Annotated in this window: 15 protein-coding genes; 3 read left to right on the forward strand and 12 right to left on the reverse strand. The window is 69.9% G+C overall.

What is annotated here, in order from left to right; all coding sequences use genetic code 11:
- Positions 1 to 131: 131 nt before the first annotated feature.
- Both IA22_RS0110020 and IA22_RS0110025 read right to left on the reverse strand, forming a co-directional pair.
- Positions 132 to 4,421, reverse strand: a complete 4,290-nt coding sequence (locus IA22_RS0110020) for a discoidin domain-containing protein (protein ID WP_051694785.1) — start codon at positions 4,419 to 4,421, stop codon at positions 132 to 134.
- 377 nt (positions 4,422 to 4,798) lie between these two features.
- Positions 4,799 to 5,983, reverse strand: a complete 1,185-nt coding sequence (locus tag IA22_RS0110025) for a S8 family peptidase (protein WP_014157902.1) — start codon at positions 5,981 to 5,983, stop codon at positions 4,799 to 4,801.
- Between the two features lie 347 nt (positions 5,984 to 6,330).
- Between IA22_RS0110025 and IA22_RS0110030 the strand changes: the two genes are divergently transcribed.
- Positions 6,331 to 9,531, forward strand: a complete 3,201-nt coding sequence (locus IA22_RS0110030; protein ID WP_030123379.1) for an alpha-L-rhamnosidase — start codon at positions 6,331 to 6,333, stop codon at positions 9,529 to 9,531.
- 76 nt (positions 9,532 to 9,607) lie between these two features.
- Here IA22_RS0110030 and IA22_RS0110035 read toward each other — a convergent pair whose 3' ends face one another.
- From IA22_RS0110035 to IA22_RS0110050, 4 genes are all read right to left on the reverse strand, one after another.
- Positions 9,608 to 11,689, reverse strand: a complete 2,082-nt coding sequence (locus tag IA22_RS0110035) for a beta-galactosidase (protein WP_015575945.1) — start codon at positions 11,687 to 11,689, stop codon at positions 9,608 to 9,610.
- Between the two features lie 91 nt (positions 11,690 to 11,780).
- Complete coding sequence (locus tag IA22_RS0110040) at positions 11,781 to 13,124, reverse strand: ABC transporter substrate-binding protein (RefSeq protein WP_014157899.1); 1,344 nt, start codon at positions 13,122 to 13,124, stop codon at positions 11,781 to 11,783.
- A 160-nt stretch (positions 13,125 to 13,284) separates the two neighbouring features.
- Positions 13,285 to 14,226 carry a carbohydrate ABC transporter permease gene (locus tag IA22_RS0110045; RefSeq protein WP_014157898.1) on the reverse strand — a complete coding sequence of 314 codons (942 nt, stop codon included), beginning with the start codon at positions 14,224 to 14,226 and terminating at the stop codon, positions 13,285 to 13,287.
- Between the two features lie 3 nt (positions 14,227 to 14,229).
- Positions 14,230 to 15,150 carry a carbohydrate ABC transporter permease gene (locus IA22_RS0110050; protein WP_014157897.1) on the reverse strand — a complete coding sequence of 307 codons (921 nt, stop codon included), beginning with the start codon at positions 15,148 to 15,150 and terminating at the stop codon, positions 14,230 to 14,232.
- Positions 15,151 to 15,645: 495 nt separating this feature from the next.
- On the opposite strand from IA22_RS0110050, the gene IA22_RS0110055 reads away from it, so the two are divergent.
- A complete protein-coding gene (locus IA22_RS0110055; protein ID WP_015575949.1) occupies positions 15,646 to 16,632 on the forward strand; it encodes a LacI family DNA-binding transcriptional regulator in 987 nt (328 codons plus the stop codon).
- A 283-nt stretch (positions 16,633 to 16,915) separates the two neighbouring features.
- Positions 16,916 to 19,924: a carbohydrate binding domain-containing protein gene (locus IA22_RS0110060; RefSeq protein ID WP_030123381.1), complete on the forward strand. Its 3,009-nt coding sequence runs from the start codon at positions 16,916 to 16,918 to the stop codon at positions 19,922 to 19,924.
- Between the two features lie 57 nt (positions 19,925 to 19,981).
- Here IA22_RS0110060 and IA22_RS0110065 read toward each other — a convergent pair whose 3' ends face one another.
- From IA22_RS0110065 to IA22_RS0110090, 6 genes are all read right to left on the reverse strand, one after another.
- Complete coding sequence (locus IA22_RS0110065; protein WP_015575951.1) at positions 19,982 to 21,046, reverse strand: aldose epimerase family protein; 1,065 nt, start codon at positions 21,044 to 21,046, stop codon at positions 19,982 to 19,984.
- Positions 21,046 to 22,083, reverse strand: coding sequence for a LacI family DNA-binding transcriptional regulator (locus tag IA22_RS0110070; RefSeq protein WP_030123382.1), 1,038 nt, complete (start codon positions 22,081 to 22,083; stop codon positions 21,046 to 21,048). Before IA22_RS0110070 ends, IA22_RS0110065 begins: the two co-directional genes overlap by 1 nt.
- A gap of 56 nt (positions 22,084 to 22,139) precedes the next feature.
- Positions 22,140 to 23,180, reverse strand: a complete 1,041-nt coding sequence (locus IA22_RS0110075; protein WP_030123383.1) for an ABC transporter permease — start codon at positions 23,178 to 23,180, stop codon at positions 22,140 to 22,142.
- Entirely contained in the window at positions 23,177 to 24,175 is a 999-nt protein-coding gene (locus IA22_RS0110080; protein ID WP_030123384.1) for an ABC transporter permease, read from the reverse strand. The genes IA22_RS0110075 and IA22_RS0110080 overlap by 4 nt, the downstream gene beginning before the upstream one ends.
- Entirely contained in the window at positions 24,172 to 25,779 is a 1,608-nt protein-coding gene (locus tag IA22_RS0110085; protein WP_030123385.1) for a sugar ABC transporter ATP-binding protein, read from the reverse strand. The genes IA22_RS0110080 and IA22_RS0110085 overlap by 4 nt, the downstream gene beginning before the upstream one ends.
- A 100-nt stretch (positions 25,780 to 25,879) precedes the next feature.
- Complete coding sequence (locus tag IA22_RS0110090) at positions 25,880 to 26,965, reverse strand: ABC transporter substrate-binding protein (protein WP_014157889.1); 1,086 nt, start codon at positions 26,963 to 26,965, stop codon at positions 25,880 to 25,882.
- Position 26,966: the final 1 nt, after the last annotated feature.

Consider the following 26,966-nt stretch of genomic DNA (forward strand, 5'->3'; position numbering starts at 1 on the left):
CGTCAACAGGTTTCAGTAGGCTCGCGCGCGCAAGAGACGTACGTCCCGCTGCAAGTGGTTACGCGAAGCGGGGTGCTCCCCGGCCCGCTTTCGGGACCGGGGAGCACCCCGCCGATTCGACGCGGCAGCTCCTACGGATTGATGTCGATCCTGAAGTTCGGGCTGGTGTTCTTCACGTCCTGCGCGTTGCCGCTGAACTTCAGCCCGTTGAACGTGACCTCGCCGACGGCAGGACCCTGCCCCGCCTCCGGCATCTCGTTGGCCCAGAGCCCGAAGCCCGACTTGGCGTCGAAGGCGTCACCGCTCTTGCGCGCCCCGGTGATCGAGATGTCGGTGAGCACGGTGTCCTTGATCGGGAACTGGGGCTGTCCGCCGACGTAGTTGGTCTGGAACATGATCCCGCTGTACGTCGGGTCGACGATGTCCACGTGCGAGATCCTGATGCCCTGGAAGACCTTGGAGGCCGAGAACAGCCAGATCCCGGGGAAGGTCTGCGTCCCCCAGAAGTGGCCGCCGGACCTGAGGACCGAGACGTTCTCGATCGCGGTCGGGCCGGTCCCGAAACCGTTCATCGGATAGCCGAAGTCCAGCGAGCTGACGGTGATCCCGGCGTACACCAGGGTGTCGGCGACGAGGATGTTGCGGAAGGTGTTGTCGTAACCGCCGTACACGGCCACGCCGGCGGCCCTCCAGGTGAGGAGGGAGGTGAGGTTCTCGTAGACGTTGTTCTTCATGTCCGAGCCCCCGGCGTCGATCGCCGAGAACAGGGCGAAGCTGTCGTCGCCCGTGGCCCGTGCCTCGTTGTTGGTCACGTGGTTGTCCGTGGACCCGTTGGTCATGTTGACGCCGTCGGCGAACATGTTCCGGATCCGGGCGTTCCTGATCGTGACGTTGTCGGTGTTGGCGCCCCAGTACAGGCACACCATGTGCTCGTTCCAGATGTTGTCGATCACGATGTCCGAGACGTTCGCGAAGTCGAACACCTTGCCCGGTCCGTCGATACGGGACGTGTAGTTGCCGAAGTACGCGAAGTCGGAGAACGACGACCCCTTCGCACTTGCCTCGGCACGGAACCCGATGTCGGTGTTGTCCTGCGTGGACGGGGCGCGGAACCGGGTGAACCAGGGGCCGGCGCCGACGACCTTCACGGCCTTGCCGTAGACCTGGAACTTGGCGGCCGTGGAATAGTCGCCGGCGGGCAGATAGACGCCCTTGAGCACGCCCGTGGTGTCCATCCGGACCTTGTCCAGGGCGTTCTGGACGTCCTGGTGGGTGAAGCCGGCGGGCACGGTGTAGGTGGCCGGGTCCGGGTTGGCCACCTGGGAGACCTGCTCCAGGCTGACGAAGTCGATCGCGTAGGTGCTGGTGTTGGCCGCGTCCTTCTGCAGACGGATCCTGCTGCCCGCCGGGACGTTCTTGCCCAGCATGACGTTCGCCTCGTCGTAGATGTGCCGGGGCGCTCCGGAGCCCGGGTCGTTGCCCGGGCCGGTCTCGTTCCCGTACAGCCAGGCGTACTTCGAGGTGAGGTCGATGGCCTTGAGGAAGGTGCCGTCCACGTAGACGTTCAGCTTCGACTCGATGCCGCCGCCGCCCGCGGAGTCCGGGATGGAGAACCGCGTCACCAGGGTGTTGGTGGGCGCCCTGGTGGTGAACTCCACGTAGTTGCCGGTGCTGTCGAGGGTGACCGCCTTGCGGCCCGATGCCTCGCCCGCGACGTCCCCGACGGTCCGGTTGGGACCGACGACTTTCGCGCCGCCTCCCGCGACGCCGTCCTCGGCCTCGTACATGTCGTACGGCATGTTGGCGCCCCGGCCCACGAAGAGCGACTCGGTGCTGGTGTTGTTCGTGCGCTTCACCGGCAGCTCGTTGGCGTCGTCGGCGAGCACCACCTTCACCGTGTACGAGCCGTTGGCCGCCGCCCAGGTGCCGAGGGAGACGGGTGCCGTCGTGGCACCGGCGGCGATGGCTCCGCTGTGCGCCCCGGTGAGGGTCTTCAGCGTGGCGCCCCTGGAGTCGAGCAGGCTCAGGGTGATGCCGTGGCTGCCGCTCGCGGAGGCCAGGGAACCCTGGTTCCTGATCGCGACCGAGAAGGTGACCGTGTCACCGTTCGACGGGGCCGACGGCGAGGTCGAGACCGAGCCCGCCACCAGGTCCGAGCTGGAGACCGGCTTCACGACCAGCGGAGCGCCGGCGGTGAAGGCGTTGTTGGTCTCGTTCTGCTCGATGATCTCGCCCGCCGGGTCGACGACCGCGCCCAGCGTGTAACTGCCCGCGTCGCGTGCGCCGAGGGAGGCGGTGACCTGGGCGGAGACGCCGGCGGCGAGTGCGCCGACCGATGCGGTGGCGACCTTGGAGCCGCCGAGCTGGAAGTCCAGCTTGCCGGCCGGGGACGCGACGGCGCCCGAGTTGCGGACGGTGGCGGACAGGGTGATGGCGTCCGACTCGACGGGGGCCGAGGGCGAGGCGCCGACCGCCGTGACCTGGAGGTCGGGGTTCGGGGCCGGGGCGCCCAGCACCTGGAACTCGGCGACCTGGCCCGCGCCGGATCCGGAGTTGGACGTGAACCTCAGCTGGACGTCGGCCACCCGCGCGGTGACCGGGATCGTCACCGTGTTGCCCGTCGCGGGACTGAACGCGTAACCCTTGGCGGCGGCCAGGCTCGTGAACGAGGTGGCGTTCTGTTCCCGTCCGAGGACCTGGATGGTCTGGGTACGCGCACCCCAGCTGCTGTCGGGGTTGAGCTTGACGACGACGCTCTCGGTGTCGGCGTCGGCACCCAGCTCGACGGTCAGGGTGTTGGGGTAACTGCCGCCCGCGCCTTCCCAGTAGGTGGTGAGCGAGTTGTCGTTGGCGTGGGCCGCGACGAACGTGTGCACCACCGAGGAGGCCGTGATCGGCTTGGAGACGGCCAGGTTGGAGGCGCCGCCCGTGGAGCCGTTGCGCGTCACGGTGTTGCTGGCGCCGGATATGTTGCCCGCCGCGTCCCTGGCCCGCACCACGTAGCTGACGGTGGCGGCCGCGGGCTGGGTGTCGGTCCAGGTGGTGACGTCGCCGGCCACGCTCCTGCGGAGCACGTTGTCGGCGAAGACGTCGTAGCCGGTGACGCCCTTGTCGTCGGACGAGGCCGTCCAGGTCAGCTTGATCTGCCCGCCGGCCTGCTCGGTGAAGGCCAGGCCGGACGGCGCGGTGGGCGCCTGCGTGTCACCGGAGTCGCCCTGCCGGGTCACGGTGTTGCTGTTGCCCGACTGGTTGCCCGCGGCGTCCCGGGCCCGTACGTGGTAGGTCACGGTCTCGCTCGCCGGGCGGGTGTCCGTGAACGTGGTGACGTCACCCGCCACGGCGGTCAGCAGCGTGTTGCCGGCGTAGATGTCGTAGCCGGTGACGCCCGTGTCGTCCGACGACGCCTTCCAGGTCAGCTTGATCTGCCCGCCGGCCTGCTCGGTGAAGGCCAGGCCGGACGGCGTGGTGGGCGCCTGCGTGTCACCGGTCGTCGGGCCGTAGACCTCCAGCTCGGAGAACTGGGCGGCGGGCTGGGCCGAGTTGGCGGTGACCAGTACGCGCACGTAGCGGGTGGTGGTCGCGTCGAGGGCGACCGTCGCGGACTGGCCGCCGGCGGCGTCGAAGGTGTGCGCCTTGGACGCGGTGAGGTCGGTGAAGTCCGTGCCGTTGGCGCTGCCCTGGATCTTCAGCGTCTGGGTCCGCTGCTCCCAGCCGTCGGGCAGCCGGAGCACCACGCGGTCGACACGGACCGAGGAGCCCAGATCGGCCTGGATCCATTGAGGAAGCGCGTTGTTCCTGCTCTCCCAGTAACTGGACCTGTTCCCGTCGTTGCCGTGGGCGGCGACGTAGGTCTCCGTGTAGCTGCTCGCGGTGAGGGTCCGGCCCGCTGCGAGGTTCGCCGACGACTCCCCGGCGGCGCGGACCTCGAGCTCGGAGAGCTGGGCGTTCCGCCAGCCGGTGTTGGCCGTGACGTTCACCCGGACGAACCGGGTCTGCGTGGCCGGGAAGGAGATCCGCACCTCGTTGGAGGTGCCGGGGCTGAAGGTGTAGGCGGCGGAACTCCTGAGCGTCGCGAAGCTGGTGCCGTCGGCGCTGCCCTGGAGCGAGAGGGTCTGCTGTCTGCTCTCCCAGCCCGCCGGGAGCTTCAGCGTGACCTCGTCGATCCGGGCGGTCGAACCGAGATCGGTCTGCACCCACTGCGGCAGCGTGCCGCCCGTCCCCTCCCAGTACGTCGCCTGGTTGCCGTCCGTCACGTTACGGGCGACGTACTCGGTGCCCGCACTGCTCGCCGCCCCGGCCCGGCCAGCGGCGATGTTGGGGCCGGCGGCCGCCGAGGCGGTGAGCGACGGCCATCCGATCATCAGAAGACTGGTCGTGACCACGGCGGAAAGGGTCCGCCATCTCCAGCGTTGGGCTCGCATAGATCCCCGATCTTCGGCCTCGGAGCGGGGTGCACCGAGGGCTGCGGCTCTGTCCGATCGACTCCGTGACAACCATTCCTGCGTACACTGAGCCGTGTTTTGCGCTTTGCGGTCAGAGAGTTGCAGAGAAGTGCGGGACCGTCCACGGTTCAGACAGAAAACGGAATTGGCGAGGAGCAGCGGCACCTACCGCAAGAGGGCTTCCTGGAAGGCCATTAAGGGCACGTGACCCCGAGCGGGGAAGCCGCGCAACGACACCGCAAGTGGTGCAATTTTTTTGCGTATAGCTGTAAGCCGATGAGAACGCGCTGTTCCCGGGCACGGCGAAGAGCGGGGCCCGCGTCCGCGGGCCCCGCTCCCATGGAACCTGCCGGCGGTCAGAGGCCGCCGGTGTGGAGGAGCCGGTCGGGCGATCCGGCGCCCAGGCCCGTCAGGACGCCCGGGGTCGCCTCCGTGGCGAGCGCGTCGGCGACGTCCTGCGGTGACGCGTCGGGGTGCTGCTCCTTGTAGAGGGCGGCGGCGCCCGCGACGTGCGGACTGGCCATGGAGGTTCCGCTCAGCGTCGTCGAGCCGCCGCCGAGCTTCGCGGACACGATGTCCACGCCGGGGGCGTAGAGCCACACACACGTGCCCCAGTTGCTGAACGTCGCCTGGCGGTCCTGGTTGTCGCTGGCGCCCACCGCGAGCACACCGTCGGCACGCGCCGGCGAGACGTCGCAGGCGTCCTGGTCCTCGTTGCCCGCCGCGACGACGGGCAGGGTGCCCTCGGCCGCGAGCGCGTCGAACGCGTCGTCGACGGCCGAGGACGCCGGTCCGCCGAGGGAGGCGTTGACCACGGCCGGCTGCTCGGCGTTCTGGGCGATCCAGTCGAGGCCGGCAATGATCCCGGCCCACGTACCCGAACCCTCGCAGTCGAGCACCCGCACCGGCACGAGGGAGGCGGCGGGGGCGACACCGTAGGTCGCACCGGCCACGGTCCCCGCCACATGGGTGCCGTGGCCGTTGCAGTCCTCACCGTCACGGCCGTCACCGATGGCGTCGTACCCGGCCCCCACCCGGCCGCCGAACTCGCTGTGCGCGGACTCGATGCCGGTGTCGAGGATGTACGCCGTCACCCCCTCACCCGTGCCGTCCACGTCGTACGTGCCGTCCAGCGGCAGATTCCGCTGGTCGATGCGGTCCTGCCCCCAGCTCCCGGCCACGGCCCGCGCCCCGCCGGCCGACTTCACCGCGGGCGGCGAGACGGAGGCCTCGCTGTTCTCCTCGACGGCCTGGACCCCCGCATCGCCGCGCACCTGCTCCAGCTGCGCGGACGTGAGCGTGGCCGCGAAACCGTGCAGGACCTTGCTGTAGGTGAAGAGGGTGCTGACGCCGAGCTGTTCGGCCATGGCGGCAGGCTTCTGCTCGGGAGCGAGGGTGACGATGTACTGACCGGGCACGGCCCGGGCCGACTTCTGCACCGGGACGAGAGTCTCGGCGGTGTCTGCGGCGGCCGTGGTGGTGCCGATCAGAGGGGCGATCAGCAGCAGGGCGGCCGGTGCCCAGTGGGCGCGCAGGCGCATGCGTTCTCCCTTGGGGTGGAGGAGCGGATCGCGGACCTGTCAGGTCCGCGAAGTGCGAACACCTGACCTTTCGTCCACATCCTCCGTGGGCCTGAGCCGCGTCAGCCGGACAGCGCAACGGCCGGGGTCCGGGCAGGCCCATTCGGCCCTATGTATGAAAGGTTTCAAACCCCCTCTCCGGCGAGCCTAGGCTCCTCTGCGTGAAGGCGTCAACGCCCCACGCAGTGGCCTTCGAACCATCAAGCCAAGGGCAGACCGCTCGCGTGACAGGTATTGACAGGAGCCCGTCAAAACTCTAACTTCTCGGAACTGAAACGATTCACAGTCGATCATCACGGAGCCGCGTTGTGATCAGCAGAAGACGACTGCTCAGCACCACCGCCGCCACCGCCGCGCTGGCCGCGGTCTCCGCCCCCGCTGCAGGTGCGACCGGAAGGTCGACGGTGACGCCGCCGGGACGGGCCCGTTTCACCGGGCCGACCGTCGAGTACGTACGCGATCCGCTGGGCCTGGACACCGCACGTCCTCGGCTGAGCTGGCCCATGGAAGCGGACGGCCCCGGGCTGAGCCAGACCGCCTACCAGGTGCGCGTGGCCACCGCTCCCGGCCGCCTGGAGGAACCCGACGTCTGGGACAGCGGCAGGGTGGAGTCCGCGCAGTCCCTGCTGGTTCCGTACGGCGGCCCCGAACAGGTCTCCCGTACGCGCTACTTCTGGTCCGTGCGGGTCTGGGACCGGAACGGCCGGGTCTCCGCGTGGAGTGCGCCGTCCTGGTGGGAGACCGGGCTGCTGGACGCCTCGGACTGGTCGGCCGGCTGGATCGCCGCACCCGCCGCGCTGACCGCGGCACCGTCCCTGGAAGCGGCCTCGTGGATCTGGTTCCCCGAGGGCGACCCCGCGGCCGACGCGCCGGCCGCCACCCGGTGGTTCCGCGGCCGGGTCGAGGTGCCGCAGGGCGTCACCCGCGCGCGTCTGGTCATGAGCGCGGACGACGGGTTCACCGCGCTGATGAACGGCGTGCGGGTCGCGCACACCGAGGCCGACGGCCCCGCCGAGAACTGGAAGCGCCCGGTCCTCGTCGACGTGACGCGGCACCTCTCCCCCGGCGTCCAGGTGATCGCGGTCTCCGCGACGAACGCCACCCCCGGCCCCGCCGGGGTGCTCGGAGCCCTGGAACTGACCACACCGGACGGTGTCGTCACGATGGTGACCGGTGCCGACTGGCGGGCCACCGACGAGGAGCCCCCGGGCGACTGGCACACCGGCGCCTACGACGACAGCGCCTGGCCCGCCGCCAAGGTGCTCGCCCGCTGGGGCTCGGGCCCCTGGGGCAAGGTGCCGGTCGCGTACTCCCCCGCCGTCCAGCTGCGCCGCGAGTTCCGGACGGGCCGCAGGAAGGTCGCGCGGGCACGGCTGTACTCGACGGCCCTCGGCCTGTACGAGGTGTCACTCAACGGCAGGACCGTGGGAGAGGACCGGCTGGCTCCGGGCTGGACCGACTACGACAAGCGGGTGCAGTACCAGACCTACGACGTCACGGGCCTGCTCGAACCGGGCGGCAACGCACTGGGAATCACCCTCGCGGCCGGCTGGTACGCCGGGAACATCGCGTGGTTCGGACCGCACCAGTACGGCGAACAGCCCGCGGCACTCGCCCAGTTGGAGGTGACGTTCACCGACGGGACGACCGAGCGCGTGGTCACGGACACCGACTGGCGGGCCGCGTCCGGGCCCGTCACGGCGGCGGACCTCATGGCGGGCGAGGAGTACGACGCCCGGCTGGAGACCGACGGCTGGACCCGTGCGGGCTTCGACGCCTCGGGCTGGCTCCCGGCCGCCCGGGCCGACGGCGTCACCGCCGCGCTCGTCGCCGAGGTGGACGGCGCCTGCCGGGTGGAGCGTGAACTGACGGTCCGCGACGTCACGGAGCCGAAGCCCGGGGTGTTCGTGTTCGACCTCGGCCAGAACATGGTGGGCACCGCCCGCCTCTCCGTGTCGGGTCCGGCCGGCACGACCGTGCGGCTGCGGCACGCCGAGGTGCTGAACCCGGACGGCACCCTCTACACGGCGAACCTGCGCACGGCGCGCGCCACCGACACGTACACGCTGAAGGGACGCGGCCACGAGACCTACGAGCCCCGCTTCACCTTCCACGGCTTCCGCTACGTCGAGGTGACGGGATACCCGGGTCCGCCGGGCCCCGACGCGATCGTGGGACGGGTCATCCACACCTCGGCGCCGTTCACCATGGACCTCACCACCGACGTGCCCATGCTGAACCAGCTGCACAGCAACATCACCTGGGGGCAGCGCGGCAACTTCCTGTCCGTCCCGACGGACACGCCGGCGCGCGACGAGCGCCTCGGGTGGACCGGTGACATCAACGTCTTCGCGCCCACCGCCACGTACACGATGGAGTCCGCGCGCTTCCTCACCAAGTGGCTGTACGACCTGCGCGACGCCCAGACCTCCGACGGAGCCTTCACCCACGTCGCCCCCGATCTGCCGGGCGTCGGCCACGGGGCCGCGGGCTGGGGCGACGCCGGGGTGACGGTGCCGTGGGCGCTGTACCAGGCGTACGGCGATGTGCGGGTGCTGGAGCAGTCCTGGGATCCGATGGTCAGGTGGCTGGAGTACCTGGAGGCACACAGCACCGGCCTGCTCCGGCCGGCCGACGGGTTCGGGGACTGGCTCAACATCGAGGACGAGACGCCCAAGGACGTCGTCGCCACGGCCTACTTCGCCCACAGCGCCGACCTGGTGGCCCGGATCGCCGCGGTGCTCGGCAAGGACCCGGCCCCGTACCGGGCACTGTTCGGCCGGGTGCGCGACGCGTTCCGGACCGCGTACGTCACCGCGGGCGGGCGGGTGAAGGGCGACACGCAGACGGCGTACGTCCTGGCCCTGTCCATGGACCTGCTGGCGCCGGACGACCGCGCGCCGGCGGCCGACCGCCTGGTCGCCCTCGTCGAGGCGAAGGACTGGCACCTGTCGACGGGGTTCCTCGGCACCCCGAGGCTGCTGCCGGTGCTCACCGACACCGGGCACACGGACGTCGCCTACCGGCTTCTGCTGCGGCGGACCTTCCCGAGCTGGGGCTATCAGATCGACCACGGCGCCACCACCATGTGGGAACGCTGGGACTCGATCCGGCCGGACGGGAGCTTCCAGGACGCGGGGATGAACTCCTTCAACCACTACGCGTACGGCTCGGTCGGGGAGTGGATGTACGCGAACATCGCGGGCATCGCCCCCGGCGCACCCGGTTTCCGGAAGGTCCTCGTGCGGCCGCGGCCGGGTGGCGGGGTGACACGTGCCGAGGGCAGGTTCGAGTCGCGGTACGGGCCGGTCACCACCCGCTGGAGGAAGGGCGCGGACGGTTTCGTGCTGGAGGTCGGGCTGCCCCCGAACACGACCGGCGAGGTGTGGGTACCGGGTGGCGGCAGGCACAGCGCCGGCCGAGGGCCCGCGGTCCATCTGCGGCAGGAGGAGGGCTGCGCGGTGTTCGCCGCGGGGCCGGGCGCGCATCGGTTCACGGCGCCCGCCTGACGGATGCCGCCCGGGTGTCCCGGGGACGGATAAGTCCCCGGGACACCCGGGCGGGGTGTCTCCTCGCTGCGGCCGGCTACGCGGATGTGTCCCGGAAGGGCGTGCCGCCCGATGCCAGGCGGAGCACGGCGACCCCCCGGGAGGGAAGGACGAGGCCGCCCCCGTCGGTCGGCGCGGGCCCGGAGAGGACCTCTCCGGCCACCGCGTCGAACGCGACGGGCTCGTCGGTACGGTTGACGAGGAACCAGTAGGCCTGCGAGCCGTCGGTCCGCACGGTCAGCTCGACCAGCCCGCGCGCCTCGGCGGGAAGCTCGCTGTGCACGCCGGCGCCGGACAGCAGAGGGCGCAGCACCTCGGGCAGTCCGTGGCGGCCGAGCCGGGTGGAGACGTACGCGGCGGAGCCGCCGCCCTGCGGGGCGCGCCTGGTGACGGCGGGGCGGCCTGCCTGGTCGCCGGTCTCGTACCGTGCGAGGACGGTGACCTCGTCGGGTGCGGTGACGTCGATGCGGTCGGTCCACAGCGTGCCGGTGAGACCGTTGTCGAGGCGTACCTCCACGTCCTCCAGGAGGGGGCCGAACTCCTCGATGCGGATGCCCAGCAGATCGCGCAGGGCTCCGGGGTACCCGCCGAGGTGGACGTGGTCGTTCTCGTCGACGACACCCGAGTAGTAGGTGGTGGCGAGGTGGCCGCCGCCGCGCACGTAGGCGTCCAGCCGGGCGGCGAGTTCCAGGGGCACCACGTTCAGGACGGGTGCGGCGACGAAGTCGTAGCCGGTGAGGTCGGCCGTGGTGGTGACGACGTCCACCCGGACCCCGAGGGCCAGGAAGGCCGAGTACCAGTCGAGCGCCTCCTGACGGTAGCGCACCAGGGAGGACGGCTGGGAGTCGCGCTCGACGGCCCACCAGGATTCCCAGTCGAACACCAGGGCCGCGCGAGCCGGTTCCCGGACGGAACCGGTGACCGGGGTGAGTGTCTCCAGCGTGCGGCCGAGGGCCGCCACGGCGCGGAACACCTCGCTGTCGGGCCCGGCGTGGGGCACCATCGCGGAGTGGTGCTTCTCGGCGCCCGCGGCGGACTGGCGCCACTGGAAGAAGCAGACGGCGTCGGCTCCGTGGGCGACGTGGACGAGCGAGTCGCGGGCCAGTTCGCCCTCGCGCTTGGCTACGTTGACGGGCTGCCAGTTGACCGCGCTCGTGGAGTGCTCCATCAGGAACCAGGGCTTGCCCTGGGCGATGGAGTGCGTGAGGGCGGCGGAGAAGGAGAGCTCGTCGAGACGCTGCGGGCCGGGGTGGGCGTAGTGGTCGTTGGAGACGAAGTCGATCTCCTCCGCCCAGTCCGGGTAGTTCATGCCCATGGTCTCGCCCATCACCATGAAGTTGGTGGTGGCGGGGATGTGCGGGGTGACGCGGCGCAGGACCTCGCGTTCGGCCCGGAGGTAGTCCTTCAGCGCGTCGGAGGAGAAGCGCTTGAAGTCGAGCTGCTGGGTCGGGTTGGCGTGGCTCGCGGCCAGTCGCGGGGGCAGGATCTGTGCCCAGTCGCCGTAGTACTGGGACCAGAAGGAGGTCGCCCAGGCCCGGTTGAGCTCGTCCAGGGTGCCGTAGCGTGCGCGCAGCCAGTCGCGGAAGGCCTGGGCCGCGTCGTCGGAGTAGTCGTAGATGTTGTGGCAGCCGAGCTCGTTGGAGATGTGCCAGGCGACCACGGCGGGGTGGTCCGCGTAGCGGGTGGCCATCACCTCGACCAGTTCCAGCGCGTACTTCCGGAAGACGGGTGAGGTGGGACGCCAGTGCTGTCGCGCGCCCTGGGAGAGGGTCTCACCGGTGCGGGTGACGGGAAGGATCTCCGGGTGCAGGGTGGTGAGCCACGGCGGCGGCGAGGCGGTGGCTGTGGCGAGGTCCACCGAGATCCCGTTGCTGTGGAGCAGATCGAGGACCTCGTCCAGCCACTCGAAGTCCCAGCGGTCCTGCGCCGGCTGCAGGCGTGCCCAGGAGAAGATGGCGACGGAGACGACGGTGACGCCGGCCTCGCGCATCAGCCGGACGTCGTCCTTCCACACCTCGCGCGGCCACTGCTCCGGGTTGTAGTCGGCCCCGTAGGCGAAGCTCGCGGGGCGGTCGTCGGAGGGCGGGCGCAGCCAGTGGCGCTCGGAGGCGGGGGTCATGAGGATCCTTTCGGATACGAGGTGCGGGTGCGGGGCGGGGCGGCTGCCCGTCGGACGGGCAGCCGCCGCGCGCCGGTTCAGGGCCGGGACGTCACTTGTTGACGGTGAAGCCCTGGTCGTTGCCGTAGGCCACGGCCGCCTTCTGCCACTGCTGCAGTCCTTCGGCCAGCGTGGTGTCGGACACGTAGGCCTTGCCGACGGAGTCGTTGAAGACGGAGTTCGCGTACACCTGGAAGGGCAGGTAGGACCAGTCCTCGGGGACCTGGCTGGCGGAGCGGGCGAAGATCTCGTTCGCCTTCTGGCCGCCGAAGTACGGGAAGGGGGTGTTGAGGAACGTCTTGGAGGACAGGTCCGCCGACGTGGCGGGGAAGGCGCCTCCCGCGATGCGGGCCTGGACGCCGTCCGCGTGGTTCGCGTACTCGTTGAAGGCGTACGCGAGGTCCTTGTTCTTGCCCGCCTTCATCAGGGCGAGGGAGCTGCCGCCGTTCTCGGAGCTGACCTCACCGCCCTTCTCGTACTGCGGGAGCATGGCCGCACGCCAGTCGCCCGAGGCCGACTCGACGCCGGAGACGAAGTTGGCGGGCATCCAGGCACCGGTGGAGAGCGTGGCGATCGTGCCGTCCGCCAGGCCCTTGTACCACTCGTCGCTCCAGCTCTCGATGGGCGCGAGGAGGTCCTCGTCGAGGAGCTTCTGCCAGACCTTGGTGAAGGCGGTGACGCCCTTGTCGGCGGCGAGGTCCACCGTCACCTCGGTGTCACGGGTCTTGAAGGGGGTACCACCGGCCTGCCAGATCATGCTGGTGGTGAACCCGGCGTCGCCGGTGTCGTTGGTGATGTACGCCTTCGGGTCCGCCTTGTGCAGGGCGCGGGCGGCCTCGAGGTACTCGTCCCAGGTGGTGGGCGTGGCGATCTGGTGCTTGTCCAGCACCTTCTTGTTGTAGAACATCGCCATCGGGCCCGAGTCCATGGGCAGGGCGTACACGGCGTCGTCGACGGTGACCGAGTTCCACGGGCCCGGCGAGTAGTCGTCCTTGAACTCGTCGGCGCCGTAGCGGCTGAGGTCCTCGAGGGACTTGCCGAGGGCGAACTGGCCCAGGGCGTAGTACTCGACCTGCGCGACGTCCGGCACACCGGATCCGGCCTGCACGGCGTTCTGCAGGGCGGTGTACTGGTCGTTGCCGGTACCGGCGTTGACCAGCTTCACCTTGACCTTGGGGTACTCCTTCTCGAAGTCGCTGACGACCTGCTTCAGCGTCGGCTCCCACGCCCACACGGTGATGGAACCGCCCTCCTTGAGGGCCGCCCGGAGATCAGATCCCCTTACGGTCTTCTCCGCTGCGGCGTCGTCGTCGGAGGAACCGCACGCGGTGAGGCTCAGCGCGGCCGCGCACAGGAGGCCGACGCCACGCATCGCGCGTCTGGTCATGGTTCTCATAATTGCTCTACTCCGTTGTGGTGTGGGTGGTGCACGAACCCTGGTACGTCCGCACGGGGGTGCGGGGACGGGGAGGGGTGGTACGCCGCGCCCGTGGAGGAACGGGGGGAACCGGTTCCGGAGCGCGGAGATCGGGTGGCCGGTGGGGCCGGGGGGTGTGTCACCCCTTGACGCTGCCCGCCGCGAGGCCGGACTGCCAGTAGCGCTGGAGCAGCAGGAAGGCGGCGATCAGGGGCACGATGGTCAGCAGGGAGCCCGTGATGACCAGGTTGAAGACCGGCTGCCCGCCCGCGGTGGAGGCCTGCTGGTTCCAGGCGTTCAGCCCCAGGGTCAGCGGGTACCAGTCCGGGTTCTTGATCATGATGACGGGCAGGAAGTAGTTGTTCCAGGTCTGCACCATGGTGAAGAGCAGCACCGTCACGATGCCCGGCGTCAGCAGTGGGAGCGCGACCTGGAAGAACGTCCGCAGTTCGCCGGAGCCGTCCACCCGGGCGGCTTCGAGGAGTTCGGTGGGGATGGCCTCGGCGGCGAACACCCACATGAGGTAGAGGCCGAACGGCGAGATGAGGGACGGGATGATGACGGCCCACGGCGTGTTGGTGAGGCCCATCTTGCTGAACATGAGGAAGGTCGGGACGGCGAGCGCGGTCGCGGGCACGGCCACGGCGCCTATGACGGTGGCGAAGACGGCCCGCTTGCCCGCGAAGTCGAACTTGGCCAGGCCGTAACCGCCGAGGACCGCGAGGAACGTCGCACCGCCGGCGCCCACGACCACGTACAGCAGGGTGTTGAGGAACCAGCGGACGAAGATGCCGTCGTCGTAGGTCAGCGTCTGCGAGATGTTGTCCCAGAGGGCGAACTCCCCGCTGAACCAGAGGCCGAAGGAGTCGAGAAGGCTCTTCTGCGTCTTGGTGGCGTTGATGACGAGCCAGGCCAGCGGCATGAGCGCGTAGACAGCGGTGAGGCCCATGAGGAGGGTGAGCACGGTGCTGCGGCGCGGCCGGGCCACCGAGTGCTTCCTGCGGGCGGCGCGACGGGGTGCCGGCGCGCGGTGGGTGCTTCGCCGGGACGTCTGATCGGCGGTGAAGGAAGGGGCGCTCATCGCTCACGCCTCCTTTCGCATGCCGCGCAGCTGGACCGCGTAGGCGATGATCATCGTGACGACTCCCATGACGAGGGAGACCGTGGCCGCGTAGTTCTGCTGCCGCCCGGAGAAGGACAGCGTGAAGGTGTAGAGGTTCGGCGTGAAGTAGGTCGTGATCGCGTTGGGCGCCAGGCTCTGCAGGATGCTGGGCTCGTTGAACAGCTGGAAGCTGCCGATCACCGAGAAGATCGTCGCGATCACCAGCGCGCCGCGGATCGCGGGGATCTTGACCGCGGTGATGACCCGCCACTCCCCCGCGCCGTCGATCTCCGCCGCCTCGTAGAGTGACTTGGGCACGACACGTAGCGCGGAGTAGAAGATCAGCATGTTGTAGCCGATGAACTCCCAGGTGACGATGTTGCCGATGCTGGCGAGCACGAGGGAGGGCGAGAGCGGGTCGGGCAGCGACACCCCGAGGGCCTCGTTGATGTTCCCGACGAGCCCGAAGCGCGTGCCGTAGATGAAGCCCCACATCAGGGTGGCGACGACGGCGGGCACGGCGTACGGCAGGAAGACGGCGATCCGGAAGAAGCTCTTGCCGTACAGCCGCCCGCTGTCGAGGGCCAGCGCGATGAGCAGGGCGAGCCCGAGCATGACGGGCACCTGCACCACGAGGAAGAGGAGTACCCGGCCGACGGCCGCCCAGAACTGCTCGTCCTCGAAGGCCCGCTGGAAGTTGTCCAGACCGACGAACGACGTCCCGCCCACCAACTGGTCGCGGAAGAAGCTCAGATACAGGGAGTAGGCGATAGGAGCCAGGAACACCAGCGCGAACACGGCCATGAACGGTCCGACGAAGACCCATCCCGCTCGCCCGCGCCGGCTGCGGGAGACTCCCGCCGGTGGGCGGCGTCCAGTGGTGATCGGCGTAACGGCCGTCATGGGTACTCCTGTTGTTCCGGCGTTGAGCATGGCCCCGGCCGGATGGAGACACCGGACATCATGGAGGCGCTGTGCTTGAGAGGACCGATGTTTACGTAAACATCCATCGGTGAGAGGATGTTCACACGGTCTCCTCCCAACGGTCAAGGCCGGATTGTCAATCACTCGGATGAGTTTCGCGGGTTTGTCCCCCATGAGCCGTGTCGTCTGGTAGGGCACATCGCGGATCAGGGCCCTCATGTCGGCGCCGACCGACCGGCAGTGGTACAAATGCCGGTGACCCGACCCCCTGGTCCCACGCGGTACGAACCCGACGCGAAGCAGCGACAGGGAGTCTCCCTACCGGGTCATCCCCCCAGGAACCCACGCGGTGCGAGGACGCCCCGCGGCCGGAAGAGCACTCCCCGCACGGTGAAAGGCTCATACGACGACGGAGGCGGACGAGTGCAGGAACACGGACGAGCCATGGTCAGACCTCCCCGCAAGGAGGCCTCCATGGCCGACGTCGCGCGTCTCGCCGGAGTCTCCTCCCAGACGGTCTCCCGCGTCTCCAACGGGCACCCGATCGTGTCCGAGGACACCCGCGAACGCGTTCTCGCCGCCATGAAGGATCTCAACTACCGCCCCAACAGCGCCGCGCGCGCGCTCAAGAGCGGGAAGTTCCGCACCCTGGGCGTCATCCTGTTCACGCTGGCCACGACGGGCAACGTCCGGACGCTGGAGGCCATTTCCGCCTCCGCGGCGGACGAGGGCTACGCCATCACCCTGCTGCCCGTCGCCACTCCCACCAGCACGAGCGTCAGAGGGGCCGTCACCCTGCTCGGCGAGCAGGTCGTGGACGGCATCATCGTGATCATGGAAGTCCGCCTGCTGGACGCCGCCATCTCGCTTCCGCCGCACACCCACGTCGTGGTGGCGGACTCCGACGCGGGCGACCGCTACAGCGTCGTGGACACCGACCAGTCCGGAGGCGCGGAGGCCGCCGTGCAGCATCTGCTCGACCTCGGCCACCGCACCGTGGTGCATGTCGCCGGTCCGCCGGAGTCGTTCGCGGCGCAGCGGCGCGCCCACGCGTGGCGGCGCACCCTGGAGAAGGCGGGACGCCCGGTCCCCGCCCAGGTGGACGGCGACTGGTCGGCGGCTTCGGGGTACACGGCGGGCCTCGCCCTGGCGGCGGACCCCACGTGCACCGCGATCTTCGCGGCGAACGACCAGATGGCACTCGGGGTCCTGCGGGCCCTGCACGAGAAGGGCAGGCGTGTACCCGAGGACGTCAGCGTGGTGGGGTTCGACGACATCCCCGATTCCGCCTCCTTCCTTCCGCCGCTGACCACCGTCCACCAGGACTTCGCCGAGGTCGGCCGGCTGTGCGTGGACGGGGTGTTGCGCCAGATCCGGGAAGAGACGACGGAGCGCGGCACCACCCTCGTCCCGACCCGTCTGGTCGTCCGGTCCAGCACGGCCCCGCCGCCGCACGGCTGAACGCGCGCCCTCGCCCGGACGGGCCCACGCACGGGCGGGTGGCCTCCTCCGTGGCAGGGTGTGCGCACCCCCTTTACGGACCTGTCATGCACCGGTAACTTCCTCGGATGCAAGAGATTGCAGAAAGGTTCTGACAGGAATTTCTGCCAGGACGCATCGCTGGCCCGAACCCCGAGGCGCGTCCGGGTTCTCCGGCGGGATCCTCGCGGCCGCTCGCGGAGCGCCCGTGCTGTGTTGGCAGCCGCGGTCCACCCGCCCGTGGCCCTCCCCTGGAGACACACGAATGAGACGTACCCCTGCCCGGCTGCTCGGGCGCCTCGCGGCGGCGGCTGTCGCCGCCACGGTGACGACGGGACTCCTGACCCCTTCACCCGGAACCCCGGCCCCGGAGTCGGCCGTGCCCGTGGCCGCCTCGGCGTCCACCGCCACCGTCTTCTACTACACGAAGACCAGGAACTGGTCCTCCTACCGCCTGCACTACGCTCCGGACGGCGGGTCCTGGACCACCGTGCCCGGTGCGGCCATGGAGGCCGCGTGCACGGACTGGGTGAAGCTGACCGTCGACCTGGGCAGCGCGTCCGGTCTGGCGGCGACGTTCAACAACGGCTCCGGCGTCTGGGACAACAACGCCGGCAAGAACTACGCCCTGGGCACGGGCGCCGTCACCGTCAAGGACGGCGTGGTGGCCCACAGCGACCCCTGCGCGGACACCGGCTCGGAGCCCGGGGAAGCCCGTACCGCCTCCGTCTACTACTCGACCGCCACGGTCGGCTGGACGACGACCAACCTCCACTACCGGCCGGCGGGCGGATCCTGGACCACCGTGCCGGGCGTGGGCATGGAGCCCGCCTGCACCGGCTGGGTGAAGAGGACGGTGGACCTCGGCACCGCCGGCTCCATGCAGGCCGCCTTCAACAACGGCAACGGCGTCTGGGACAACAACAACGGTGCCGACTACACGATCCCGGCCGGAACGACCACGGTGAGGGACAGGAAGGTCACCACCGGCGCGGCGGACCCCTGTGCCGCCCAGACCCCGGACACCCAGGCCCCCACCGCCCCGACGAAGGTGTCCGCGAGCGCGGACGGGGTGTCGGTCGTGCTGACCTGGGAACCGTCCACGGACGACCGGGGTGTGACGAGGTACCAGGTGACGCGGACCGGCGGGACCAAGGGCACGGTGGTCAGCGACGTCGGCTCCACGGTGTTCTCGGACACCGGTCTGGAGGCGAGGACGACGTACGGCTACACCGTCAGGGCCGTCGACGCGGCGGGGAACGTCTCCGCGGCGTCCGCGGCGGCCACCGCGACCACCGGGGAGAAGCCGACGGCTCCCGCCGCCGGGAAGCCGCTCGGCACCGACCCCCGCAAGGACCCCATCTACTTCGTGCTCACCGCCCGCTTCAACGACGGTGACACCACGAACAACCGGGGCGGCAGCCAGCACACCAAGTCGGGCAACGCCGCCAACGACGACCCGATGTTCCGGGGCGACTTCAAGGGCCTGGTCGACAAGCTCGACTACATCAAGGGCCTGGGTATGTCGGCCGTCTGGATCACACCCGTCGTCCTGAACCGGTCGGACTACGACTACCACGGCTACCACGGCTACGACTTCTACGAGGTGGACTCCCGGCTCGAGTCCGCCGGGGCCTCGTACCAGGACCTCATCGACGCGGCCCACGCCAAGGGCATGAAGATCTACCAGGACGTCGTCTACAACCACTCCTCCCGCTGGGGCGCGAAAGGCCTGTTCACCCCGAAGACGTACGGGGTCCGTGACGCCCAGTGGAGCTGGTACTACGACGAGCGGAACGACGGCTTCGAGTACGACGGCCTGACCGTCGAGACCAAGTCGGGGAAGTCCTACTACAACGGCGACCTGTGGTCCACGGCCGAGCCGTCCGGCAACACCTGCGTCAACTGGGGCACCCCCACCCAGTACACCTCGCCGGAGGGCTACCGGATCTACAACTGCCAGTGGCCGAGCCCCACGTCCGGCATGTTCCCCAAGGCGTACTACCACAACTGCTGGATCGGCAACTGGGAAGGTGAGGACTCCCGTTCGTGCTGGCTGCACGACGACCTCGCCGACTTCAACACCGAGAGCGCGCCCGTGCAGAACTATCTGATCGGGGCCTACGACAAGTACATCGACATGGGGGTCGACGGCTTCCGCGTCGACACCGCCGTACACATCCCCCGCACCACCTGGAACCGCCGTTTCCTGCCGGCCATCCAGGAGCGCGTCACTCAGCGGTTCGGCACCGAGGCCGCGAAGAACTTCTTCGTCTTCGGTGAGGTCGCCGCCTTCGTCAACGACAAGTGGAACCGCGGTTCGGTCAACCACTCCGCCCAGTTCTTCACATGGAAGGAGCGCAAGGAGTACAGCGCGGACGACGGGAAGGCGGCTCTCGAGATGTACGACTACGAGCAGCAGCAGGGCACCGGCTCCCAGCCGACCTCCGCCAACGCCTTCCTCGACGGCAACAACTACCACGTGCCGGACCACAGCAAGTTCTCCGGGATGAACGTCATCGACATGCGCATGCACATGAACTTCGGTGACGCGAACAACGCCTACAGCAACGGCAAGGACTCCGACGACAGTTACAACGACGCCACCTACAACGTCGTGTACGTCGACAGTCACGACTACGGCCCGAACAAGAGCAGCGAACGGTACGCGGGCGGCACGGACGCCTGGGCCGAGAACATGTCGCTGATGTGGACCTTCCGCGGCATCCCCACGCTCTACTACGGCTCGGAGATCGAGTTCCAGGCCGGAAAGAAGATCGACTGCGGGCCCACCTGCCCGCTGGCGACGACCGGCCGGGCGTACTACGGCGCGCACCTCGCCGGAGACGTCAAGGCGTCGGAGTTCGGCACCGTGGACTCGGCGACCGGCGCGGTCGCCGACACCCTGGCGAAGCCGCTGGTCAAGCACGTGCAGCGGCTCAACCAGATCCGCCGTGCGGTGCCCGCCCTGCAGATGGGGCAGTACTCCACGGAAGGCATCACCGGCTCGATGGCGTACAAGCGCCGTTACACCGACGCGGCGAGTGGCACCGACAGCTTCGCGCTGGTGACGGTCTCGGGCGGCGCCACGTACACGGGCGTGCCCAACGGCACCTACAAGGACGCCGTGACCGGTGACACCAAGGTGGTGACGGGTGGCACGCTGTCCGTCGCGGCACCGGGCAAGGGCAATCTGCGGGTGTACGTCCTCGACCTCGGCGGCAGGAACGCGGCCCCGGGGAAGATCGGTACGGCGGGTGCCTACCTGAAGTGACGCGTGGTGTGACGGGCGCGCGCCTCGCGCCCGTCACACCGGCCGTCTCTCGGCGGATCAGGACCCGAGGTGCGGGAAGCGCAGTTCGGTACGGCTGCGCGCGGTGTCGCCGGGGCGCAGCACGGTGCTGGGCAGGTCCGGACGGTTGGGTGAGTCGGGCAGGTGCTGGGTCTCCAGGCAGAGCGAGCCGTGCCGTCCGTGGCGGCGTCCGGTCCCGTCGGTGAAGGAGCCGTCGAGCTGGTTGGCGGTGTAGACCTGGATGCCGGGCTCCGTCGTCCACACCTCCATGACCCGGGCGGCGTCCGGGGCCGTGAGGCGTGCGGCGCGGCGCAGGCCGCCGCCGGAGTCCCGCAGGACCCAGCAGTGGTCGAAGCCGCCCGCGGCGCGCAGTTGCGCGTTCTCGGTGCCGAGGCGCTCACCGAGGACCTGGGGTGCGGTGAGGTCGAACGGGGTCCCGCCGACCTCGGCCGGCGGGCCCAGCGGGATACCGTCGTCGTCCACCGGCAGGTAGGAGTCGGCGTCGACCTGCAGGGTGTGGCCCAGGACGTCGTCGTGTCCGGCGAGGTCGAAGTAGGCGTGGTTGGTGAGGTTGACGACCGTGGGCCGGTCGGTGACCGAGGCGTAGTCGACCGCCAGGGTGCCCGACTCGTCGAGGGTGTACGTCACGGTCGCGTCCAGCGCTCCCGGGAAGCCCATGTCCCCGTCGGGGCTGTGCAGGGTGAGCCGCAGGGACACGCTGTCGTCGGTGCGGTCCGGGGACGCCTGCCAGACCTTGGTGTGGAAGCCGTCCGGTCCGCCGTGCAGGGCGTGGCCGCGGTCGTTGGCGGGGATGTGGTGTTCGGTCCCGTCCAGGACGAAGCGGCCGTGGGCGATGCGGTTGGCGTAGCGGCCGACGACGGCGCCGAAGTAGGGGTGCTTGCCGGTGTAGTCGTCGAGGGTGGCGAGGGACCTGACGACGGAGGCACCGGCTCCCGTGGTGTCGGGCACGGTGAGGCGGTGCAGGGACGCGCCGTAGGTCAGTACCCCGGCGCGGACACCCGTGCCGCTGTCGAGGGTCCACAGGTCGGTCCGGGTCCCCTGGACGGAGCCGAACGGGGCGCGGTGCACGGTGGGACGCGGCATCAGAGATCCTCGGTGTGGCCGGAGTCGGACCGGGACGCGGTGGATTCGCGGACGACGAGGCGGTAGCCGGGGCGTGGCCTTCGCGGTTCGGCGACGGGCCGGCCCGAGAGCTGCTCGACGAGGCTGTCGACGGCGAGGCGGGCGATGGCGTCCTTGTCCGGGGCGATGGTGGTGAGTGTGGTGGTGGTGTAGCGGCTCTCCTCGATGTCGTCGAAGCCCACGACGGCGACGTCGTCCGGGATCCGCAGGCCGCGTTCGGTGAGGGCGCGCATGGCGCCGATGGCGATGAGGTCGTTGTAGGCGAACACCGCGTCGGGCCGGTCCTCCCGGTCCAGGAGCCGCGCCATGCCGGCGGCGCCGTCCTCCCGGCCGTAGCCGTCGGTGACGACGACGAGGGATTCGTCCGGTGTGATGCCGGCGGCCGCCAGTTCCTCGCGCCAGCCCCGCAGGCGCAGGTGCGCGGGCTGGCGTTCCTGACCTGTACGGGATCCGAGGAAGGCGATCCGGCGGTTGCCCTGGGCGACGAGGTGGCGGACGGCCGCGCGGGCCGCCGCCACGTTGTCGATGGCGATGTGCTCGTACGGCGCCTCGTACTCGCGCTCGCCCAGCAGGACCAGTGGCGCCGTCTCGGTGCGCGCCATGAGGTCCTCGGTCTCCAGGTGGATGGGGCTGAGGATGAGGCCGTCGATCACATGGGACCGGAATCCCTGGCTGACCAGGAGTTCCTTCTCCCTGAGGCCTGCGGTGTGGTCGACCAGGACCGTGTAGTCGTGCCGGGCGGCGGCGTCGATGACCGCTCCGGCGAGTTCCGCGAAGTACGGGTTGCCGAATTCGGGGACAGCGAGGGCGATGATGCCGGTGCGGCCCTTGCGCAGGTGACGGGCGGTGAGGTTCGGCCGGTAGCCGAGCTCGTCGATCGCCTTCTGCACCTTGGCGCGCATGGCTGGTGTGACGTGCTGATAGTTGTTCACCACGTTCGACACGGTCTTGATGGACACGCCTGCCCGTTGCGCAACGTCCTTGAGGCTGACGCCCACGGCACTCCTTGGTTCGGCTCGGCTTGGCTGTGTGTCCGGCTCCTGCGGGCCGGTCGTCAGGTGCTTCTGCGACTGCGCGCGAGGTAGCGCTGGGCCACCACGACAACGATAAGGAAGCCGCCGCTGACCACCGACTGGTAGGAGGAGTTGAGCGAGCCGATCTGGTTGATCAGGTTCTGGATGACGGCCAGCAGGAGGACGCCCCAGAGGGTGCCGCTGATGGAACCGGCGCCTCCGACGAGGAGGGTGCCGCCGATGACGACGGCGGAGATCGCGTCGAGTTCCATGCCCACGCCGACGATGGTGACGCCGGAGGAGAGCCGGGCCGCGTTGAGGGCGCCGGCGAGGCCGGCGAGCAGGCCGCTGAGCGTGTAGACGAGGATCTTCGTGCGGGCGACGGGAAGACCCATGAGGGTGGCCGCGTCGCTGCTGCCGCCCACGGCGAAGAGGGTCTGTCCGAACGAGGTCCGCTGCAGGACGAGTCCGCCGGCCCCGAACAGCACCAGGGCGATGACGATCGGGTAGCCGAAGCCCCAGACGCTGCCCTGGCCGAGTTCACCGAAGGCGGAGTCCTTGGGCACCAGGTAGGTGGTGGCGCCTTCGTCCGTGAGGGCGAGCAGCAGGCCGCGGGCGCCCAGCAGGGTGGCGAGCGTGACGATGAAGGGCGCCATGTTCCCGCGGGCGATCAGCAGCCCGTTGAGCAGGCCGATCCCGCCGCACACCACGAGGGGGAGCAGCAGCGCCGCGAGGAATCCGTACTGCGAGGCCCAGGCGGCGAGCACTCCGCCGAGGGCGAAGACCGATCCGACGGACAGGTCGATGCCGCCGGTGATGATGACCAGCGTCATGCCGAGCGCGACCACGGCGAGGAAGGACGCCTGGATGGTCACACCGCGGGCGTTGTCCAGGGAGGCGAACGTCGGGTAGACGAACGAGGCGGCGATCACGACGGTCAGCAGGACCGCGAGGACGCCCTGGCGTTGCAGGAGTTCGGCGACGCGCAGACGGCCGGCCGACTCGGGCCCGGCGGGGCGGACCGCGGGCGTCCTGTCCGGCACGGGGGCCGGGGCGGCGGTGAAGGGCTTGGTTTCGTTCATCGGGACCGACGCTCCCGGGCGACGTAGACGGCGGCGATGATGATGGCCGCCTGGGCGATCTGTGCGGTGGAGTCGGGCAGGTCGTGCTTGACGAGCGTGGCGCGCAGGAGCTGCATGAGCAGGGCGCCCGCGACGGTGCCGAGCACCCGGACGGATCCCCCGTTGAGGGGGGTGCCGCCGACGACGACCGCCGTGATGGCGGAGAGTTCCATGAGGGTGCCGAGCGAGGACGGGTCGCTCGCGGTGAGCCTGGCGGTGGCGAGGATGCCGGCGAGCGCGGCGAGCACCCCGCAGATCACGTACACGCCGATGAGGACCCGCTTGACGGGGAGCCCGGCGAGCGCGGCGGCGGATCGGTTGCCGCCGACGGCGACGACCTGCCGGCCGAAGGTGGTGCGCTGCACCAGGAACGCCACGGCGACGGCGAGGACTCCGGCGATCCAGACGACGAGCGGAATGCCGAGGAAGGAGCCGGTGCCGAGCGACAGCAGGTCGGGGTTGACGATCTGCTTGAGCTGGCCGTCGGCCATGACGAGGGCGAGTCCGCGGCCTCCGACGAAGAGCGCGAGCGTGGCCACGATGGGCTGCAGCCCGACGAGGGAGACGAGGGCGCCGTTGACGGCTCCGACGACGGCGCCCGCCAGGAGGGAGACGACGAGCGCGGGTACGAGCCCGTAGCCGAGGTAGAGCGGGAGGAAGGCTGCGGCGAGCGCCATGGTCGAGCCGACGGAGAGGTCGACGCCCTCGGTGCCGATGACCAGGGCCATGCCCAGGGCGACGATGACGATCGGGGCGACCTGGACGAGCTGGGTACGGAAGTTGTCCGCGGTCATGAAGTGTTCGGTGAACAGCGCGTTGAAGAGCAGGACCACCGCGACGGCGACGTAGACGCCGTAGCGCTGGTACCAGGAGGGGTCGCGCAGCCGGGCCAGCGGGCTCGCGGACTTCGGGGGCTTGTCGCTCTTCGCGGGCGGGGCGACGGCGGTCTGGGTCATCGGGGGTCCTCCTGGGCGGCCGGGGCCGGGCCCGCCGGCTCCGGTGCGTGGTCGGCGAGCACTTCGAGCAGCCGGGCCTCGGCCACGTCGTCGCCCGTCAGCTCACCGGCGACGGCTCCGCCGCGCAGGACGACGATGCGGTCCGCGCCCTCGATGAGTTCCTCGATGTCGGAGGAGATGAGCAGGACGGCGAGGCCCTCGCCCGCGAGGTCGTCGATGAGGCTCTGCACCTCGGCCTTGGCTCCGACGTCGATGCCCCGGGTGGGTTCGTCGAGGAGCAGGACCTTGGGTTCCAGGCAGAGCCAGCGGGCGAGGAGGACCTTCTGCTGGTTGCCGCCGGAGAGTTCTCCGACCTTCTGCTCCGGGCTCGACGCCTTGATCCGCAGGCGCTTCATGAAGATGTCGACGATCCGGTCCTGCCTGGCGCGTGAGACGACACCGGCACGGGAGAGGCGGGGCATGGCCGCCAGCACGATGTTCTCCCGGACGGAGAGGCCGGGCACGATGCCTTCGGCCTTGCGGTCCTCGGGGAGCAGGCTGATGCCGGCCCGGATCGCGGCGGCCGGGGTGAGGCGCTTCAGGGTGGTGCCGTCGACGGTGAGTTCGCCGGCGTCCAGGGGGAGCGCCCCGGAGAGGGCCTTGGCCGTCTCGCTGCGGCCGGAGCCGAGGAGACCTCCGAGTCCGAGCACCTCTCCGCCGTGGAGCGACAGGGATATGTCGTGGAGCTGGAGCCGGCTGGAGAGGCCGGTCGCTGTGAGCACGGGTGTGCGGGCGGCATCGTGCCCCTCCGCGGCGAAGCTGGTGACACCCGAGCGCCGCACCTCGGAGAGGTCGCGGCCGAGCATCATCGAGACGAGCTGCATCCGGTCGAGGTCGGCGAGGTCGCCGGTGTGGATGTGGCATCCGTCGCGCAGGACCGTGACCCGGTCGCAGATGCGGTAGAGCTCGTCCATGCGGTGGCTGACGTAGAGGACGGCGATGCCCTTGTCCCGCAGGTTCCCGATGACCCGGAAGAGGGTCTCCACCTCGCGTGGTTCGAGCGAGGAGGTGGGCTCGTCCATGATGACGACCCGGGCGTTGACGGACACGGCCCGTGCAAGGGCGACCATCTGCTGGGTGCCGACACCGAGGGTGTGGAGGGGGCGCCGGGGGTCGACGCGTACGCCGAACCCGTCGAGCAGTTCGCTCGTCTCCCGGTGCATGCGGGCGAAGTCGATGAGCTTGAACCGGTTCCTGGGCTCGCGGCCCAGGAAGATGTTCCTGGCCACGCTCATGAGCGGGACCAGGTTGACCTCCTGGTAGATCGTGGAGATCCCGGCCTGCTGTGCCTCGAACGGCCGGGCGAACCTGACCGGTTCACCCGTCATCCGCAGTTCGCCGCCGTCCGGCCAGTACACACCGGTCAGCACCTTGATGAGGGTCGACTTGCCCGCGCCGTTCTCCCCGACCAGCGCGTGGGTCTCCCCCGCGCGCAGGGAGAAGCTGACGTCGTCGAGGGCGACGACGCCGGGGAAGCGTTTGCTCACCGAGCGGGCTTCGAGCACGGCGGAGGCCGTGTCCCCGGCCGCCTCCGGTGCCTGAGGTACTGCTTCGGGTGGTGCCATGGGTGTTTCCGGCCTTCCGCTGTCCAGGGATGAGGGCCCGGGGGCCGCCGCGGCCCGGTGCGGGTGCCACGGCGGCCGGGGCCGTTGGGTCAGGAGCGGATCAGTACGCCCCGCCGAGGGATTCCTTGGCGTTGGTCTCGTCGTAGGCGCGGTCGGTGATGATGACGTTCTCGGGGATCTCCTCGCCGCCGTAGAACTTCTGGGCGGTCGCGAAGGCGAGCGGCCCGAAGCGCGGGTTGGACTCGATCACGGCGTTGTACTCGCCGTTGACCAGGGCCTGGACGGCGTTACGGGTGCCGTCGACCGAGACGATCTTGACGTCCTTGCCAGGCTTCTTGCCTGCGGCCTTCAGCGCGGTGACGGCGCCGAGGCCCATCTCGTCGTTCTCCGCGTAGACGGCGGTGATGTCCGGCTTGGACTGGATGAGCTGCTCCATGACCTGCTGGCCCTTGTCGCGGGCGAACTCACCGGTCTGCTGGGCGACGATCTCGATACCGGGCGCCTCGGCCTTGATCTGGTCGACGAAGCCCTTGGTCCGGTCGGTGGTCACGTTGTTGCCGGAGGCGCCCAGGAGGATCGCCACCTTGCCCTTGCCGTCGGTCGCCTTGATCATGGCGTCGGCGGCGCGCTTGCCCTGCTCGACGAAGTCGGAGCCGAGGAAGGCCACATAGTCCTTGCAGGCTTCGGAGTTGACCTTGCGGTCGATGGTGAGGACGGGCACCTTCTTCGCCGCGGCGGCCTTGAGCGCCGGCTCGAGGCCGTCGGAGTTCAGCGGCGCGATGATGAGGAACTGGGCGCCCTGGGACAGCATGTCCTGGATGTCGCTGATCTGCTTGGACAGCTGCGACTGCGCGTTGGTGGTGAGCAGCTTCTTGACGCCGATCTTCGCGGCCTCGTCCTTGATCGACTGGGTCTCGGCGATGCGGAACGGGTTGGCCTCCTTCTCCGACTGGGAGAAGCCGACCACCGCGTCCTTGAGGTCGATCTTGGGCGCGCCGTAGGTCTGCAGCGAACAGCCGGGGCCGGAAGCCGCCTCGGGGGACTTGGCCGCCTGTGCTCCCTGGCTGCTGTCACCGCCCGCGTCGTTCGTGGTCTCCGACTTCGAGCAGCCGGAAACTGCCAGCGTGGCGGTGGCGGCGATCAGACAGGCCGCGGCGAGGGTACGGGATCGACGCTGGATCATCATG

It is taken from the genome of Kitasatospora papulosa (genome assembly GCF_000717245.1).
In the GTDB taxonomy this organism is placed as follows: domain Bacteria; phylum Actinomycetota; class Actinomycetes; order Streptomycetales; family Streptomycetaceae; genus Streptomyces; species Streptomyces papulosus.

Excerpts from the sequence above, each read along its gene's own strand:
- IA22_RS0110020 (WP_051694785.1), bottom strand. The coding sequence starts at position 4,421 with ATGCGAGCCCAACGCTGGAGATGGCGGACCCTTTCCGCCGTGGTCACG.
- IA22_RS0110025 (WP_014157902.1), bottom strand. The coding sequence starts at position 5,983 with ATGCGCCTGCGCGCCCACTGGGCACCGGCCGCCCTGCTGCTGATCGCC.
- IA22_RS0110035 (WP_015575945.1), bottom strand. The coding sequence starts at position 11,689 with ATGACCCCCGCCTCCGAGCGCCACTGGCTGCGCCCGCCCTCCGACGAC.
- IA22_RS0110040 (WP_014157899.1), bottom strand. The coding sequence starts at position 13,124 with ATGAGAACCATGACCAGACGCGCGATGCGTGGCGTCGGCCTCCTGTGC.
- IA22_RS0110045 (WP_014157898.1), bottom strand. The coding sequence starts at position 14,226 with ATGAGCGCCCCTTCCTTCACCGCCGATCAGACGTCCCGGCGAAGCACC.
- IA22_RS0110050 (WP_014157897.1), bottom strand. The coding sequence starts at position 15,150 with ATGACGGCCGTTACGCCGATCACCACTGGACGCCGCCCACCGGCGGGA.
- IA22_RS0110055 (WP_015575949.1), top strand. The coding sequence starts at position 15,646 with ATGGCCGACGTCGCGCGTCTCGCCGGAGTCTCCTCCCAGACGGTCTCC.
- IA22_RS0110060 (WP_030123381.1), top strand. The coding sequence starts at position 16,916 with ATGAGACGTACCCCTGCCCGGCTGCTCGGGCGCCTCGCGGCGGCGGCT.
- IA22_RS0110065 (WP_015575951.1), bottom strand. The coding sequence starts at position 21,046 with ATGCCGCGTCCCACCGTGCACCGCGCCCCGTTCGGCTCCGTCCAGGGG.
- IA22_RS0110075 (WP_030123383.1), bottom strand. The coding sequence starts at position 23,180 with ATGAACGAAACCAAGCCCTTCACCGCCGCCCCGGCCCCCGTGCCGGAC.
- IA22_RS0110080 (WP_030123384.1), bottom strand. The coding sequence starts at position 24,175 with ATGACCCAGACCGCCGTCGCCCCGCCCGCGAAGAGCGACAAGCCCCCG.
- IA22_RS0110085 (WP_030123385.1), bottom strand. The coding sequence starts at position 25,779 with ATGGCACCACCCGAAGCAGTACCTCAGGCACCGGAGGCGGCCGGGGAC.
- IA22_RS0110090 (WP_014157889.1), bottom strand. The coding sequence starts at position 26,965 with ATGATGATCCAGCGTCGATCCCGTACCCTCGCCGCGGCCTGTCTGATC.